Origin of the sequence: Paractinoplanes hotanensis, from assembly GCF_023717965.1 — a bacterium.
GTDB classification, from domain to species: Bacteria; Actinomycetota; Actinomycetes; order Mycobacteriales; family Micromonosporaceae; genus Actinoplanes; species Actinoplanes polyasparticus.
The window spans coordinates 104,637-119,789 of record NZ_JAMQOL010000041.1; the positions used below are offsets into that span (position 1 = coordinate 104,637).

The following is a 15,153-nucleotide window of genomic DNA, read 5'->3' on the forward strand; positions in this document are numbered from 1 at the left end:
GGTCCGGCGGGCTGTGATGGCCCGGGATTCGCCAACCGGCAGGAGGAGGCGGCGTCCAGCGGAAAAGGCCGTCCGGAGCAGGCCGCAAGAATCAGGCTGTCGGGCGCAGAGACTTCAGCAGGGCGATGTCGGCGGCGTGGCCCTCGTGCTCGACGGTCGGCGTCTCCACGATCACCGGGATGCCGGCCGTCGCGGGATGGGCCAGCAGCTCGGCGAAGGGCGCCGCCCCGATGCGTCCCTGACCGATGGTCTCGTGCCGGTCACGGGTGGACCCGCACTCGTCCTTGGAGTCGTTGGCGTGGATCAGCTGGAGCCGGCCGGGACCCACGGACGCGACCAGGGCGTCCAGCGTGGCCGTCATGCCGCCGGGCGTGGCCAGGTCGTGCCCGGCCGCCCAGGCGTGGCAGGTGTCGAAGCAGACGCCCAGGCGCGGATGGTTGTCGACGGCGTCCAGATACCGCGAGAGATCCTGCACCTTGGAGGCCAGGCTGCGCCCGCCACCGGCGCTCGGCTCGACCAGCAGCTGCGGCAGGCCGTCGCGGTCGAGCAGCGGCAGCAGAGCCTCACGCAGCTGGTGGAACGCCTTGTCGTCGTGCGCCTCGTCGACCGAGCTGCCCGCGTGGAACACCACGGCGGTGGCGCCGATCGCCTTGCCCCGCTCCAGCGCGTGGGCCAGGACGGCGATGGACTTCTCGACGGTCAGCCCGGTAGGTGAGCCCAGGTTCACCAGCAGCGAGGCATGGATGTAGGCCGGAACCTCGCGCTCGCCGATGCCGTCGCGGAACAGCACGTCCTGCTTCGGGTCGCCCGGCGGCAGCGCCCAGCCGCGCGAGTTCGACACGTACACCTGCAGCGTCTCGGACCCCGCGGCGTCGACGTACGGGAGGGCGGCCTTGGCCAACCCGCCCGACGTCTTGGTGTGCGACCCGATCCGGCGGTGGGCTGAGTCTGACCGCGGCGGAAAACCGAAAGATTCCTCGATCAGAAGCACTGCAGAGCCACCTCGGTCTGCGGCTCGACCTGGGTATTGCCGCCCGGCTGCTGGCTGCGTACGAAAGCATTGGCATTGAAGTCGATGCGGACGCGCAGACCCAGTTGTTCGAGGGCGGCCTTGGCCTGCTGGCACGGCTGGTTGGTCAGGTCGGGCACGGTGACCAGCGGCGGGCCCTTGCTGACGTCGAGGGTGACCTCGTCGTCCTTGTTGGCGCCGGTGCCCGCCTTGGGGTTCTGCCCGATGACCGCGTCCTTCGGCTGGTCGCTGTCCTTGTAGCGCTCGGCCGCGGTCAGCCCCAGCTGGGCCAGCTCGTTGCGGGCGTCGTTGATGTTCTTGCCGGTGAGGTCGGGCACCCGGATCGGGGCGCGGCCCTTGCTGACCACGACCGTGACCGTCGCCCCGCGCTTGAGCTGCGTGCCCGTCTTGGGGTCGGACGAGATGACCGCCCCCTCGGGCACCGTGTCGCTGTACTGGCTCACGCCCTCTTTCACCTTGAGGCTGAGCTGTTCGAGCTCGCCCCGGGCGGCGGCCAGCTCGGCCCCGGCCAGGTCGGGCACCGCGAAACGCTCCGGGCCCAGCGACAGCGTCACCGTGATGACGCCACCCTTGACGACCTTGCCGTCCGGCGCCGGGTCCTGCGACACCACCGTGTCCTTGGGGGCCGACTCGCTGTACGCGCCATCGCCGTACAGGATCTCGAAGCCCTGCTGCTGTGCGCTCAGCTCGACCTGCGCCTTGGTCTGGTTGATCAGCGAGGGCGCGTCGGTGTAGCGGCCCAGCGTGACCCACCACGTGCTGCCGACGACGACCAGCACCATCACCGCGATCGCGGCCGACAGCAGGATGCGCCGACGGTCGGGGCCGTCGCTGCCCCGCTTGGCCGATCGCGGGAGCCGGCCCGCGGTGTATTCCTGACCGCGCGGGGCGGCCTGGTTGGGCAGCCGCGCCCACGAGGGCCGGTCGCCGGCGCCGACGGCGGGAACCACCGCGGTGGCGTCGACCATCGCGCCCCGGGAGGGCGGCACCTGCCGTAGCAGCGCCGTCTCGACGTTGGCGGCGCCGAGGTCGTCGCGCACGGTCTGCACCTCGGCCAGCAGCGCGCCGGCGTCGGTCGGCCGGGCCCCCGGGTCGCGGCGGGTGGCCCGCGCGGTGAGGTCGTCGAGCACCTTGGGCAGGCCCTTGACCACGCTCGACGGGGCCGGAACGTCGTTGTCGACGTGCTGCCAGGCGACCGCCACCGGGTCGTCGCCGTCGAACGGCACCCGGCCGGTCAGCATCTCGAACAGCACGATGCCGGCCGAGTAGACGTCGGTGCGCGCGTCGGCGTGGCCGTCGGTGACGAGTTCCGGCGCCACGTAGGCCACCGTGGCCATGAGCTGACCGGAATCGTCGGCGCTGCTCGCCTCGACGGCGCGCGCGAGCCCGAAGTCGGCCACCTTGACCACGGCGTCGACCAGGTTGGCCAGGCCACCGCTGGGCGCCTCGGCGACCAGCACGTTCTCGGGCTTGACATCCCGGTGGACGAGGCCGGCCCGGTGGGCGGCGGCGATCGCGGCGAGCATCTGCTCGAGGATCGCCAGCGCCTCGACCGGACTGAGCCGGCGGCGCTGGGTGAGCAGGTCGCGCAGGGTGCGGCCCTGCACGTACTCCATGACCAGATAGGGCAGGCCCTGGTGGCGGCCCTGGTCGTACACGGCGACGACGTTGGGGTGGGTGAGCCGGGCGATCGTCTTGGCCTCGTCGGTGAACCTGTCCACGAAGTGGACGTTGGCTGCCTGCGACGGGTGAATGATCTTCAGGGCGACGGTGCGCTCGAGTCGTTCATCGGTGGCTGTGTAGACGGTTGCCATGCCACCACGGGCCACGCGACCGGTGATCCGGTAGCGGCCGTCAATCGTCGTGCCGATCAACGTGTCGGCGACTGTGGTGTCCATCGGCGTGAAGTGTATGTGTCTTTCGCGTGAGGGCGGTCCAGGATGTCACAGCTGAGTCCAAACGGGTACGGAGGCATGCGTCACCTCCGCCCGAACCGCCCCGGCAAATGAGGATTTAGTGGTTCCGCCGATGGCGTCTACCGTCCCAGGAACGGCTCGGCGACGGCACTGCCGAGCCGTCCGCGGACTCGCTCGGCGAAGGGCTGGAGCTCGGCGGCACCGATGCGGAGGGGGTCGGTGACGGCGTGGGCGACGGCGACGAAGGCGCGGTCGGCGTCGGCACGGGCGGTTGGCAGTGACATTCCGGATTTGCCGGCTTCACCGTCCGGGTCGGACCCTTCGCCGCCGGCGCGGCAGGCGGCGGCGCGGCAACGGGCAGTGCCCGGTCCGCGGGCGAGGGCGGGGCCGGGGGCGGGACGACGGCCACGGTCCGGCGCGGGGTGACCACGGTGGCCCGCGTCCTGGTGGTGGTGACGGGCCGGGACGAGGGTCCCGTTCCGACGCCGGCGGTCACCGCGGCCCGCGGCGGGAACGTGTCGGCCGCGGCCGGCTTCTCGGCCGTCAACGAGCCGAGCCCGTTCACCACGGCCAGGTACGCCCCGGCCGCCCCGACCACGGTCAGCGTCCCGAACGCGGTCATCGCCACGGCCCGGCGCGGCCGGCGGGCGGGCGGCGCCGGTTCGGGTCCGGCCTGCTCGACGAGGCCGTCCAGGCCCCAGGTGCCCATCCCGGTCGACGTGACGTCGGGTCCGTCGGCGGGCGGCTGGACCGGGTCCCGGCCCAGGTCGTAGCGCAGCGAACGCCACGCGCCGGCCACCTCCGTGCGGGTCCTGCGCAGCACGCTCATCGGGTTCCTTCTCCGCTCTCGTACGCTGTAGGTGTGAGCGATTCCGTAACCGCCGGACCGGCCGAGTGGGTCACCCTGCCCGACGTGTCCACGAAGCTCGATCTGTCGATCAGCAAGGTCCACCAGATGATCCGCGACGGGCACCTGCTCGCGGTGCGCCGTGACGGCATCCGCGTGGTCCCCGCCGACCTGGTGGCCAACAGCACAGTGCTGAAGCACCTCCCCGGCGTGCTGAACTTGCTGCGCGACGCCGGGTACAACGACGAAGAGGCCCTCCGGTGGCTGTACCAGCCGGACGACACACTCGATGGGAACGCCGCCAAGGGCCTCGGCGGCGACCGCGCCCGCGAGGTGAAAAGACGCGCTCAGGCGCTGGGGTTCTAGACCGGCGTCAGACCGTACGCCGGGTGGCGGCGTCGGCGAGGCGGTGCAGGACCTCCCGCGCCTCCTCGTCGATCCGCGCCTTGTCGAGGGCGGCCAGCGACGCTGCCATAAGCTCGTCGATGCGCCGCTCGGTGGCGGCCAGCGCGCCGCTCTCGCGGATCAGCGCGCGCAGACGGGTCACGCCGTCGAAGTCGAGCCCCTGGTCGCCCAGTCCGGCGTCCAGCTCCGTACGGCCGGAATCATCGAGCCCCGCGAAGGCCGCTGCCACCAGATAGGTGCGCTTGCCCTCCCGCAGGTCGTCGCCCGCCGGCTTGCCGGTCTGCGCCGGGTCGCCGAAGACTCCGAGCACGTCGTCCCGCAGCTGGAAGGCCTCGCCCAGCGGCAGCCCGAACGCCGAGTACGCCTCGTGCACCTCGGCCGGCGCCCCGGCCAGCGCCGCGCCCAGCAGGAGCGGCCGCTCGACGGTGTACTTGGCCGACTTGAACCGGGCCACCTTGCCGGCCCGGTCGAGCGACGTGTCGGCCGTGGCCTGGGTCAGCACGTCCAGGTACTGCCCGACGGTGACCTCGGTGCGCATCTCGTCGAAGACCGGGCGTGCCCGGGCCAGGTCGGACGGGACGACGCCCGAGGTGTGCAGCAGCTCGTCCGACCACACCAAAGCCAGGTCGCCCAGCAGCACAGCGGCGCTGTCGCCGAACGCCGCCGCCCCGCCCCGCCAGCCGGCCGCCGTGTGCCGCGCCTCGAATCGGCGGTGCACCGAGGGCTCGCCGCGGCGGGTGTCCGAGCGGTCCATCAGGTCGTCGTGGATCAGCGCGCTGGCCTGCACGAGCTCGAGCGCGGCGACAGCGGTGACGATCTGGTCCGAGTCGGGCCCGTGGGCGCCCCGGAACCCCCAGTAGGCGAACGCCGGCCGCAGCCGCTTGCCGCCGCCCAGCACGAAATCCTCCAGCGCCTCGGCCACCGCGGCCAGCGCGGGATCGATGCCGGTGAGGCGGGAACGCTGCTCGGCGAGGAACGCGGCGAGCGCCTTGTCCACGCGGGCGCGCAGGTCAGCGGCTTCCAGGGGGGAGGTCACGGGACGACGCTAGCCCAAGCCGCCGGTAGAGTCTCCCTGTGGCTCTCGGACTTCCTTCCCGTCTTCCCGGCACGCCGGCCATCGGCGAGCTCATCCGCGGGGGCGTCCCGACGTTCTCGTTCGAGTTCTTCCCGCCCAAGACGCCCGAGGGCGAGCGCCTGCTGTGGCGTGCGATCCGCGAGCTCGAGCCGCTACGGCCCAGCTTCGTCTCGATCACCTACGGCGCGGGCGGCACGACGCGCGACACCACGGTCGCGGTGACCGAGCGCGTCGCCACCGAGACGACGCTGCTGCCGATGGCCCACCTGACGGCGGTCAACCACTCGGTGGCCGAGCTGCGCAACGTGATCGGCCGTCTGGCCGGGGCGGGCATCCGCAACGTGCTCGCGGTGCGGGGCGACCCGCCCGGCGACCCGATGGGCGAGTGGGTCCGGCACCCCCAGGGCGTGCACTACGCCGAAGACCTGGTGCGCCTGGTCAAGCAGTCGGGCGATTTCAGCGTCGGGGTGGCCGCGTTCCCCTACAAACACCCGCGCTCGGCCGACATCGAGACGGACACGGCTCATTTCGTACGCAAATGCCGGGCCGGCGCCGACTTCGCCATCACCCAGATGTTCTTCGAGGCCGACGACTACCTGCGACTGCGCGACCGGGTGGCGGCAGCCGGCTGCGACACCCCGATCGTGCCCGGCGTGATGCCGGTGACCCGGATGGCCACGATCGAGCGCTCGTCGCAGCTCTCCGGCGCCCCGTTCCCGCCCGCGCTGCTGGCCCGCTTCGAAAAGGTGGCCCACGACGAGGCCGCGGTGCGCGCGCTCGGCGTCGAGGTGTGCGCCGAGATGTGCGCCCGCCTGCTCGACGAGGGCATCCCCGGGATCCACTTCATCACGCTCAACCGGTCGACGGCGACGCGCGAGGTGTGGCAGCTGCTGGCCCCCTCGGACGTGGCCGCGGCCGCCTGACCCCCGTGCTCTGGGACGACTACGCCGGGGCGTGGTCCCGGCTGCACGGCGGCTTCGACCCTCGTCAGGCCAATTTTCTCGTACGGGGCTGGGTGCGGATCGCGTACGCCGTCGGCTCCTGGCTCGGCCGCCACCGCGTCGGCCCGATGGCCGTGACCACCGCGGGCCTGCTGATCTGCTTCCTGGTGCCCGCGTCGGTGCTGCTGCTGGACCGCCCCGGCGTATTCCTGGCCGCGGTTCTGGTGCTGGCGGCCGCCCTGGCCGACGGCCTGGACGGCGCCGTCGCCGTCCTCACCGGCCGGACCACCCGCCTCGGCTACGTCTACGACTCGGTGGCCGACCGGCTGGGCGAGCTGGCCTGGCTGGCCGCGTTCTGGCTGGCCGGCGCGCCGGGCTGGCTGGTCGTCACCGCCGGCGCCGCGAGCTGGCTGCAGGAGTACGCCCGGGCCCGGGCCACCGCGGCCGGCATGTCCGAGATTGGCGTGGTCACCGTCGCCGAACGCCCGACCCGGGTCCTGGTGACCATCTTCGGCCTGCTGGCCGCGTTCGCCTACGCCCCGCTGATCACCGCGGCCACCGCCGTCTGGCTGGCCCTGGCCGCGGTCGCCGGCCTCCAGCTGCTGCTCGCCATCCGCCGCGCCCTGCGGTGATCGTTAATCGGTTGTAAGGGGCAGACCACACACCGTACGGTTGTCCACATCGGAGCCGCCGGGCCGGGCGGCGGGCCGACACGGGGGCAGGTCCGCCGACCGTCCCGGCCCCGTATCGTCCGCTTACGGATGATACGGCGCTAGGCTGGATCGGTGTCCGCCCCCGAACGCACCGAACGCGACGTCACCGGCCTGCTGAACATGGCCGGCCACGCACTCTCGAACCGCCTCGCGGCAGCGCTGGCCGACGTCGACCTGACGCCGCGCATGCAGTGCGTGCTGGCACACGCCCTCGAAGAGGAACGCACCCAGATCCAGCTGGCCGCCCTGGCCGACCTCGACAAGACCACCATGGTCAGCACGGTCGACGACCTGGAACGCCGCGGCTACGCCGAGCGCAGGCCCTCGGCGACCGACCGGCGGGCCCGGGTCATCGCCGTCACCGAGAAGGGCCGCCTCGCCGCCGAGGAGGGCCAGCGCATCGTCGACCGCGTCCACGCCGACGCCCTGAGCAGCCTGCCCGACGCCGCCCGGGCCGCCTTCGTCGAAGCGCTGCGCCAGCTGGCCGACACGACGCGCGACCCGGGCCCCCAGCCGGTCCGCCGGGCCCGGAACCGCTGAAGGTTCGCCAGCATATAGTCCCGTAACAGATTATCTGTTACGGTCGGCCCATGAGTGCTTCTCCGAAAGCGCGCGCGGGAGCCCTGGCCGTGCTGTGCGCCATGTCCTTGATGATCGTTCTGGACAGCACAATCGTGGCCGTGGCGGTGCCGGACATCCAGCGCGACCTCGGCTTCTCCGACGCCGGCGTCGCCTGGGTGGTGAACGGCTATCTGGTCGCCTTCGCCGGGCTGCTGCTGTTCGCGGGGCGCCTCGGCGACCTCGTCGGGGCCTGGCGGGTCTTCCTCGCGGGCCTCGGCGTCTTCACCGTCGCCAGCCTGCTGTGCGGGTTCGCCCCCACCGCCGGAACGTTGATCGCCGGGCGCTTCCTGCAAGGAGCGGGCGGCGCGCTGGCCGCGGCCGTCGTGCTCGGCATGATCGTGCGGCTCTTCCCCGGCCCCGAGGAGCAGGCCCGGGCCATGGGCGTCTACAGCTTCACCCAGGCCGGCGGCGCCGCGACCGGCTTCGTGCTCGGCGGTGTGCTGACCGACGCGCTCGGCTGGCCCGTCATCTTCCTGATCAACGTGCCCATCGGCCTGGCCGTGTGGCTGGCCGGCCGCCGCCTGCTCCCCCGCGAGGCCGGCCCGGGTGTGGGCCGGGGTCTCGACCTGCCGGGAGCTCTGCTGATCACGGCGGGTCTCTCGTCCGGTGTGTACGCGATCGTCAACACCGCCCCCGTCGCCGCCACCGCCGCCGTGCTGTTCCTGGCCGGGTTCGTGCTGCGCCAGCGTCTGGCCCGGCGCCCGCTGATCGCGCTGCGCGTGCTCGCCCGTCCCTGGCTGCTGATCGCCAACGCCGCCGTCGTGCTGGTCTTCGCCACCGGCATGGGCTTCCAGTTCATGAACGCCCTGTTCGTACAGCGAGTGATGGGCTACGACGCGTTCGGCACCGGCCTCGCCTTCCTGCCCACACCGATCGTGATCGGCCTCGTCTCACTCTTCGTGGCGCCCCGCCTGACCGGCCGCTTCGGCCCGCGCCCGGTGCTGCTCGGCGGCCTGGCGCTGCTGTTCGCCGGCGTGCTGCTGCTCCACCGCATGCCCGCCGCCCCGTCCTACTGGGCCGACATGTTCCCCCCGCTGATCATCATGGGTCTCGCCGTCGGCGTCACGGTCCCGTCGATCATCATGCTGGCCATGGCCGGTGCCGCCCCGGCCGACACCGGCATGGTCTCCGGCTTCAGCAACACCGCCCAGCAGGCCGGCGGCGCCCTGGGCCTCTCCGTCCTGGCCATCGTCGCCGCCACCCGCACCGCCGCCTCGGAAGCAGGCGTCCCCGAGGTGGTGGCCCTGCACGTGGGCTACAGCCAGGCTTTCCTGGTGGCGGCCGGCTTCGTCCTCGCCGCCCTGCTGATCGTCATCTTCGCCCTGCGCCGCGCGCCCGCCCCAGCCGTGCAAGCCGAGCCACCAGTCACGGCCGCCTTCGGAAACGCCGCGGCACCACCAGCACGATGATCGGGGCCAGGTATTGTTCCTCCCCGGTCTGGGGAGGCGAAGGCACGGTGGCTCAACTGCATTTCCGGTACGCGGCGATGAACAGCGGCAAAAGCACGATGGTGCTGCAATACCGGCACACGTACGCCGCCTGCGGCCGCAACGGGCTGCTGATGACCCGCCTCGACCGGGCCGGCGAGGGAATAGTGTCGTCACGCATCGGCATCAGCGCGGACGCCATCGAGTTCGGCGCGGCCACCGACCTGGCCCACCTCGTCATGGTCCATCCCGGCGCCCGCGTCGACCACCTCATCGTCGACGAGGCGCAGTTCCTCTCGTCCGAACAGGTCGACCAGCTGGCCTGGCTCGTTGACGACCAGCACCTCGACGTCTTCACCTTCGGCCTGCTGTCGGACTTCCGGGGCGAGCAGTTCCCCGGCTCGGCCCGCCTGGTCGTCCTGGCCGACGTTGTCGAGGCGTTGCAGGTCTATCCGATGTGCTGGTGCGGCCAGCCGGCCCGGATGAACGCCCGCGTCACCGGCGGCGTGATGGTCCGCGACGGCGACACCGTCGTCGTGGGCAACACCGACACCGACGCCGACGCCGACATCAGCTACGTCGTCCTGTGCCGCCGCCACCACCGCGCCGGCCAGCCGTACTCCCCCGCCCCGGTCATCAGCCTGGTGGCCTGACCGAGGTCGCACAAACCCGGATGAAGTGATCTCGTTCGTCCCCGTACCCTCCCGGCTGTGACTACTCGCGACCCGCCCCGTCGGGGCCGGAAGGCTCTCGACACCTTCGTCGTGCCCGCGATGCCGCAGCTCAGCGGCCGGCTCGTCAGTGGCCGGCGAGCCGGGTCGGTGACGCCGGCAGATCGCCGGCCAGCAGGGGCGGAAGCAGCGTGAGCAGTTCACGCGGCGAGAAGATGTCGGCCGACTCGGCGATCTCGGGCAGCCGCCACCAGCGGAACTCGCCGACGTTCTCGGCGGCCAGCTGGTCGGGGGTCAGGGTGCCTTGCGCGGTGAAGGCGGGCAACCGGACCAGGTAGTAGTCGTTGATCGCGCCGTCGAAGCCGGGGAGGTAGTGCGACACCCCGATCGACTCGCGGTGCCAGACGTGCGGGGGCATGCCGGTCAGGACCAGGCCCGCCTCTTCGGACAGTTCCCGCCGCAGCGCCTCGAGCAGCGTCTCCCCCTGCTCTATGCCGCCGCCGGGTGGCACCCACAGCGTGGCGTCACCCAGCGGCGTGGCATAGAGCAACAGCCGGTCGTCCGGGTCGACGACCAGCCCGCGTACGGAATGACGCAGCCTCACGCCGAGCGGAGCAGCCCGCTGAGCACGTCGATCGTCCGGTCGAGCCCGGCGTCGTCGATGTCGAGGTGGGTGATCACCCGGGCGATCGAGGGCAGCATCGGGGAGATCAGCACGCCCTGCTCGGCGGCCAGCGCGGTCAGGGCGGGCGCGTCGAGCGTGCTCTTGGACAGGTCGAGCAGCACGATGTTGGTGCGCACGGCGGCCGGGTCGACCACGCCGTGCGGCGCCAGGGCCTCGGCCAGCCGGCGGGCGCGGGCGTGGTCGTCGGCGAGCCGGTCGATGTGGTGTTCCAGCGCGTGCAGCCCGGCCGCGGCCAGGATGCCGACCTGCCGCATGCCGCCGCCCAGCCGCTTGCGGATCACCCGGGCCTGCGTCATCTTGTCGCGGCTGCCGATGACCAGCGAGCCGACCGGCGCGCCCAGTCCCTTCGACAGGCACACCGACAGCGTGTCGAACAAGGAGCCGTAGTCGGCGAGAGAAACATCGTCGGCCACGGCCGCATGCCAGATCCGTGCGCCGTCGCAGTGCAGCCCGACGCCGGTTCTGTCCGACAGGCCGCGCAGATCTCGCAGCACCGACAGCGGCACCACTGTGCCGCCGCCCAGGTTGTGGGTCTGCTCGACGGCGATCGCCCGGGTCGGCACCGACGGATAGCCCAGCGGCCGGATCATCGTGGCGATCTGCTCGACGTCCAGCTCGGCGCCGACCGACGGCCAGGTGCGGGTGCTGATGCCGCCCAGAGCCGCCGCTGCGCCGAGCTCGTACGTCACGACGTGCGCGTCCCCGCCGGCCAGCAGCTCACCCCCGGCCGGCACGTGCAGTTGCAGCGCGATCTGGTTGGCCATCGTGCCCGAGGGCGCGAACAGCGCCGCCTCGTGCCCGAACATCTCGGCCGCGCGCGCTTCCAGCCGCAGGACCGTCGGGTCGTCGCCGAAGACGTCGTCGCCCACCTCGGCGTACGCCATGGCCTCACGCATCGCCGGGGTGGGCCGGGTGACCGTGTCGGACCGAAGATCAACCACGAAGCATCTCCGCCACCAGGAACGCGAGCTCCAGGCTCTGCTGGGTGTTCAGCCGAGGGTCACAGGCCGTCTCGTAGCGGCCGGGCAGATCGAGGTCCTCGATGCCCTGCGCGCCGCCGAGGCACTCGGTGACGTCCTCGCCGGTCAGCTCGATGTGGATGCCGCCCGGGTGGGTGCCGAGGCCGCGGTGCACCTCGAAGTAGCCCAGCACCTCGTCGACGATCCGGTCGAAGTGGCGGGTCTTGTAGCCGTTGGACGACTCGTGGGTGTTGCCGTGCATCGGGTCGCACTGCCACACGACCTTGGCGCCGGCCGCGGTCACCTTCTCGACGATCGGCGGCAGCGCGTCGCGGACCTTGCCGTTGCCCATCCGGCTGATCAGCGTGAGCCGGCCCGGGATGTTCTGCGGGTTCAGCTTCTCGCAGAGCTCGATCGCCGTCTCGGGGGACGTGCCGGGGCCGAGCTTCACGCCGATCGGGTTGGCGATCCGGCTGATGAAGTCGATGTGGGCGTGGTCGAGCTGGCGGGTGCGTTCCCCGATCCACAGGAAGTGCCCGCTCAGGCCGTACGCCTTGCCGTCGCTGACCCGGGTGAGCGCGCGGTCGTACTCGAGCGCGAGCGCCTCGTGGGAGCAGTAGAGGCTGACCGTCCGCAGGGCCTCGCTGTCGGTCATGCCGCAGGCCCGGATGAAGTCGAGGGCGCGGTCGATCTCGCGGGCGATGGCGTCGTACCGCTCACCGGCCGGCGAGGCCCGGACGAAGTCCTTGTTCCAGTCGTGCAGACCGTGCAGGTCGGCGAGGCCGCCGGCCAGGTAGGCCCGCAGCATGTTCATCGCTGCCGCCGAGTTCGCGTAGGCCCGGATCATGCGCTGCGGGTCGGCCACGCGCGCCGCCTCGGCGGGCTCGAGCGAGTTGATCAGGTCGCCCCGGTAGGCGGGCAGGCCGAGCGAGTCGGTCGGGGCGGAGCGGGGCTTGGTGTACTGCCCGGCCACGCGCGCCACCTTGACGACGGGCATCGAGGCCCCGTACGTCAGCACGACCGCCATCTGCAGCAGCGTGCGCGCGTTGGCCAGCAGGTGGCTCTCGGTGTTGTTGTCGAACGTCTCGGCGCAGTCGCCGCCCTGGAGCAGGAACGCCCGCCCCTCGCAGACGTCGGCCAGTTTGGCCCGCAGCTGGTCGACCTCGTAGGGCGCGACGATCGACGGCACGTTGTCGAGGACCTGGCAGACGGAGGCGACCTCGTCCGGGTCGGCCCACGGCGGCATCTGCACCCGCGGCAGGGTGCGCCAGCGGTCGAGGCCGAGCGCCTCGTCCTCGGCCGAGTCGGTGGACGGGCGGGAGGTCTGGACGGCCGAGTTGCCCACCCCCGGGTAGCTGAGCTGATGCCACTCTCGCTGCATATCCCAAGCGTACGGAAGCGGGGCACCAGCCTTGCGGCCGGTGCCCCGCTTCCTTACTGAGGAGGAATATGGTCTTCAGTCCGCTTCAGGGGCGGAGGTCGGGGTGGTTGGAAGGGCTACAGGTTGTTCTTGATGGCGCTGATCAGTTCGCCGTTGCTGGTGTCGCCGGAGAACTCCCAGAAGAAGGCTCCGCCGAGGCCCTGCTGCTTCACGTACGACATCTTCCCGGCGATGGTCGACGGGGTGTCGTAGCTCCACCAGTTGCTGCCGCACTTGGCGTACGCGGTGCCGCCGACCGTGCCCGTGGCCGGGCAGCTGTTCTTGAGCACCTTGTAGTCCTCGATGCCGGCCTCGTAAGTGCCCGGCGCCGCGCCGGACGCCGAACCACCCGGGGCGGCCTGGCTGACGCCCGTCCAGCCGCGGCCGTAGAAGCCGATGCCGAGGAGCATCTTGCTGGCCGGAACGCCCTTGCTCTTCAACTTCTGGATCGCCGCGTCGGACCAGAAGCCCTGCTGCGGGATGCCGGCGTACGAGTTGAGCGGCGAGTGCGGTGCGGTCGGACCCTGCGGGGCGAAGGCGCCGAAGTAGTCGTACGTCATCGGGAAGACCAGGTTCAGCTTCGAGATGCCGGCCGCGTAGTCGGCCACGTCCAGCTTGCCGCCGTTGGAGCCGTCGGCCGAGATGGCCGAGGTGACCAGGAAGTTGTTGCCGAACTTGTTCCGCACCGCGGTGATCACGTTGTTGTACGACGCGGGACCGCTGGCGTCACAGGTCAGGCCACAGGCGTTCGGGTACTCCCAGTCGAGGTCGATGCCGTCGAAGACGTCCGACCAGCGCGGGTCCTTGATCAGGTTGTAGCAGGAGTTGGCGAACGCGGTCGGGTTGGCCGCGGCCTGCGTGAAGCCACCGGACCAGGTCCAGCCGCCGAACGACCAGATCACCTTCAGGTTCGGGTACTGCTTCTTGAGCTTGCGCAGCTGGTTGAACGAGCCGCGCAGCGCGCCGGCGTCCCAGGTGTCGGCCACGCCGTCCACACTGTTGGCCGCGGTGTAGGCCTGGTCGTAGTCGGCGTAGGCGTCACCGATCGAGCACTGGCCGCCGGTGGTGTTGCCGAAGGCGTACAGGATGTGGGTCAGCTTGGCCGCGGAGCCCGACGTGACCAGGTTCTTCACGAAGTACTGGCGGCCGTAGACGCCCCACTCGGCGAAGTAGCCGACCACGTTCTTGCCACTGGTGCCGGGCGGTGTCGTCGTCGGCGGCGTGGTGGGCGGGGTCGTCGGGGGTGTCGTCGGCGGGGTGGTGGGGGGTGTGGTGGGGGGCGTCGTGCCGCCGCAGACACCGTTGTCGATCCAGACGGCCCACTGACTGCTGTTCGTGGCCGGAGACTCGTTCTGAGTCCACCACTTGGCGGTGTAGTTGTGGCCGTTCTGGGAGGCGACGTTGTCCTTGACGTACACAGCACTCGAGGACCACGCGGGGGCACAGGCCGCAGCAGCCGAAGCCTGGGTCGCCGGGATCGCGGCGGTGGCAGCCACCAGCACGATCGCCGACGCCCAGGTGGCGCGGCGGAGGGATTTCTGCACTGGGTCTCCTCATGGAACAGTTAGGAAACTTTCCAAAAAGTTCGTTGGGAGTGACCGTAGTCATAGGAATTCACACTCGTCAAGATGTCCCGGCGGGATTGCCCCAACGCTTGACTTTGCGACCACCGCCGCTACGGGGTGCACACTTACGGACACAGCGCGTAGTCTGCGAGCATGACCATCTCCGACGCTGTAGTCACTGAGGCCACACGCCGCCGATGAGCATTCGTGTGATCGGAGTCGATGCGTACGCCCTCGGCTGGGTCGGTGTCGAGCTGCGCGACGGCGCGTTCGGCCGAGCTGTCCTGGCCTCCACGCTCTATGAGATCGTCGCCGGCAGCTCGGGCGCCTCGGTCATCGGCGTGGACATCCCACTCGGCATGCTGCCCGACCGCTGGCGCGCCGCCGACACCCTGGCCGCCGACCAACTGGGCCCGCGCCGCGGCAGTGTCTTCCGGGTGCCCCCACGCGCGGTCTGGCAGGAGGCCGAGTTCACCACGGCCAACCGGCTCTGCCGCGAGCTGACCGGCGCCGGGCTGAGCCGGCAGTCCTGGGCGTTGCGGCCCAAGCTGCTCGAGGCCAACGCGATCTGGGAACGGCATCCCGGCCTGCTCTTCGAGGCGCACCCCGAGGTCTCGTTCCGCACGATGGCGGGCGAGCCCCTGCAGTACGCGAAGAAGACGTGGACCGGTCAGGCCCGGCGCCGCGAGCTACTGGCCCGCAACGGCATCGTGCTGCCCGACCAGATCGGCCCGGCCGGCCAGGCGCCGCCGGACGACATCCTGGACGCGGCCGCCGTCGCCTGGTCGGCCCACCGCATGGCCACCGGGGCGGCCCTGAGCCACCCCAGCCCGCCGGAGGAGAACAACGGCAGCAAGATCGCTATCTGGTACTGAGAC

At 71.5% G+C, this 15,153-nt stretch carries 15 protein-coding genes; 7 read left to right on the forward strand and 8 right to left on the reverse strand.

Annotated elements, in window-relative coordinates; all coding sequences use genetic code 11:
• Nucleotides 1–91 precede the first annotated feature (91 nt).
• The 3 genes from LXN57_RS28670 to LXN57_RS28680 all read right to left on the reverse strand — a co-directional run bounded on the left by LXN57_RS28670 (nucleotide 92) and on the right by LXN57_RS28680 (nucleotide 3,775).
• The gene (locus LXN57_RS28670; RefSeq protein WP_438872922.1) at nucleotides 92–991 is read right to left on the reverse strand and encodes a deoxyribonuclease IV; all 900 of its coding nucleotides are present in this window, start codon (nucleotides 989–991) and stop codon (nucleotides 92–94) included.
• Nucleotides 982–2,928 (reverse strand): Stk1 family PASTA domain-containing Ser/Thr kinase, encoded by a 1,947-nt coding sequence (gene pknB / locus LXN57_RS28675; RefSeq protein ID WP_251801322.1) that lies wholly within the window; start codon nucleotides 2,926–2,928, stop codon nucleotides 982–984. Before pknB ends, LXN57_RS28670 begins: the two co-directional genes overlap by 10 nt.
• A 115-nt stretch (nucleotides 2,929–3,043) precedes the next feature.
• Nucleotides 3,044–3,775, reverse strand: coding sequence for a hypothetical protein (locus LXN57_RS28680; protein ID WP_251801323.1), 732 nt, complete (start codon nucleotides 3,773–3,775; stop codon nucleotides 3,044–3,046).
• Nucleotides 3,776–3,808: 33 nt separating this feature from the next.
• Here LXN57_RS28680 and LXN57_RS28685 point away from each other — a divergent pair, with 33 nt between their 5' ends.
• A complete protein-coding gene (locus tag LXN57_RS28685; RefSeq protein ID WP_221376154.1) occupies nucleotides 3,809–4,159 on the forward strand; it encodes an Rv2175c family DNA-binding protein in 351 nt (116 codons plus the stop codon).
• Between the two features lie 7 nt (nucleotides 4,160–4,166).
• Here the strand turns inward: LXN57_RS28685 and LXN57_RS28690 are convergent, their stop codons facing one another.
• Nucleotides 4,167–5,222 carry a polyprenyl synthetase family protein gene (locus tag LXN57_RS28690; protein WP_251801413.1) on the reverse strand — a complete coding sequence of 352 codons (1,056 nt, stop codon included), beginning with the start codon at nucleotides 5,220–5,222 and terminating at the stop codon, nucleotides 4,167–4,169.
• Nucleotides 5,223–5,272: 50 nt separating this feature from the next.
• Here LXN57_RS28690 and metF point away from each other — a divergent pair, with 50 nt between their 5' ends.
• The 5 genes from metF (at nucleotide 5,273) to LXN57_RS28715 (ending at nucleotide 9,628) form a co-directional block, all read left to right on the forward strand.
• Nucleotides 5,273–6,196 carry a methylenetetrahydrofolate reductase [NAD(P)H] gene (gene metF, locus LXN57_RS28695; RefSeq protein ID WP_221376155.1) on the forward strand — a complete coding sequence of 308 codons (924 nt, stop codon included), beginning with the start codon at nucleotides 5,273–5,275 and terminating at the stop codon, nucleotides 6,194–6,196.
• Nucleotides 6,197–6,201: 5 nt separating this feature from the next.
• On the forward strand, nucleotides 6,202–6,846 hold the full coding sequence (locus tag LXN57_RS28700) for a CDP-alcohol phosphatidyltransferase family protein (RefSeq protein WP_251801324.1): 645 nt from the start codon (nucleotides 6,202–6,204) through the stop codon (nucleotides 6,844–6,846).
• A gap of 153 nt (nucleotides 6,847–6,999) precedes the next feature.
• On the forward strand, nucleotides 7,000–7,467 hold the full coding sequence (locus LXN57_RS28705) for a MarR family winged helix-turn-helix transcriptional regulator (RefSeq protein WP_251801325.1): 468 nt from the start codon (nucleotides 7,000–7,002) through the stop codon (nucleotides 7,465–7,467).
• A 50-nt stretch (nucleotides 7,468–7,517) separates the two neighbouring features.
• Nucleotides 7,518–8,957, forward strand: coding sequence for an MFS transporter (locus tag LXN57_RS28710; RefSeq protein WP_251801326.1), 1,440 nt, complete (start codon nucleotides 7,518–7,520; stop codon nucleotides 8,955–8,957).
• Between the two features lie 47 nt (nucleotides 8,958–9,004).
• Nucleotides 9,005–9,628, forward strand: coding sequence for a thymidine kinase (locus LXN57_RS28715; RefSeq protein ID WP_251801327.1), 624 nt, complete (start codon nucleotides 9,005–9,007; stop codon nucleotides 9,626–9,628).
• 145 nt (nucleotides 9,629–9,773) lie between these two features.
• Here the strand turns inward: LXN57_RS28715 and LXN57_RS28720 are convergent, their stop codons facing one another.
• The 4 genes from LXN57_RS28720 to LXN57_RS28735 form a co-directional block, all read right to left on the reverse strand.
• Nucleotides 9,774–10,250 (reverse strand): NUDIX domain-containing protein, encoded by a 477-nt coding sequence (locus tag LXN57_RS28720; RefSeq protein WP_251801328.1) that lies wholly within the window; start codon nucleotides 10,248–10,250, stop codon nucleotides 9,774–9,776.
• Nucleotides 10,247–11,272, reverse strand: a complete 1,026-nt coding sequence (locus LXN57_RS28725; protein WP_285904686.1) for a threonine aldolase family protein — start codon at nucleotides 11,270–11,272, stop codon at nucleotides 10,247–10,249. The genes LXN57_RS28720 and LXN57_RS28725 overlap by 4 nt, the downstream gene beginning before the upstream one ends.
• The gene (locus tag LXN57_RS28730) at nucleotides 11,265–12,671 is read right to left on the reverse strand and encodes a class II 3-deoxy-7-phosphoheptulonate synthase (protein WP_251801329.1); all 1,407 of its coding nucleotides are present in this window, start codon (nucleotides 12,669–12,671) and stop codon (nucleotides 11,265–11,267) included. Before LXN57_RS28730 ends, LXN57_RS28725 begins: the two co-directional genes overlap by 8 nt.
• 116 nt (nucleotides 12,672–12,787) lie before the next feature.
• The gene (locus LXN57_RS28735) at nucleotides 12,788–14,254 is read right to left on the reverse strand and encodes a glycosyl hydrolase family 18 protein (RefSeq protein WP_251801330.1); all 1,467 of its coding nucleotides are present in this window, start codon (nucleotides 14,252–14,254) and stop codon (nucleotides 12,788–12,790) included.
• Nucleotides 14,255–14,472: 218 nt separating this feature from the next.
• Here LXN57_RS28735 and LXN57_RS28740 point away from each other — a divergent pair, with 218 nt between their 5' ends.
• The gene (locus LXN57_RS28740; protein ID WP_251801331.1) at nucleotides 14,473–15,150 is read left to right on the forward strand and encodes a DUF429 domain-containing protein; all 678 of its coding nucleotides are present in this window, start codon (nucleotides 14,473–14,475) and stop codon (nucleotides 15,148–15,150) included.
• The last annotated feature ends 3 nt before the right edge of the window (nucleotides 15,151–15,153 follow it).

Coding starts and splice junctions, on each gene's coding strand:
- LXN57_RS28680 (WP_251801323.1), bottom strand. CDS start 3,775: ATGAGCGTGCTGCGCAGGACCCGCACGGAGGTGGCCGGCGCGTGGCGT.
- LXN57_RS28710 (WP_251801326.1), top strand. CDS start 7,518: ATGAGTGCTTCTCCGAAAGCGCGCGCGGGAGCCCTGGCCGTGCTGTGC.
- LXN57_RS28730 (WP_251801329.1), bottom strand. CDS start 12,671: ATGCAGCGAGAGTGGCATCAGCTCAGCTACCCGGGGGTGGGCAACTCG.
- LXN57_RS28740 (WP_251801331.1), top strand. CDS start 14,473: ATGAGCATTCGTGTGATCGGAGTCGATGCGTACGCCCTCGGCTGGGTC.
- pknB (WP_251801322.1), bottom strand. CDS start 2,928: ATGGACACCACAGTCGCCGACACGTTGATCGGCACGACGATTGACGGC.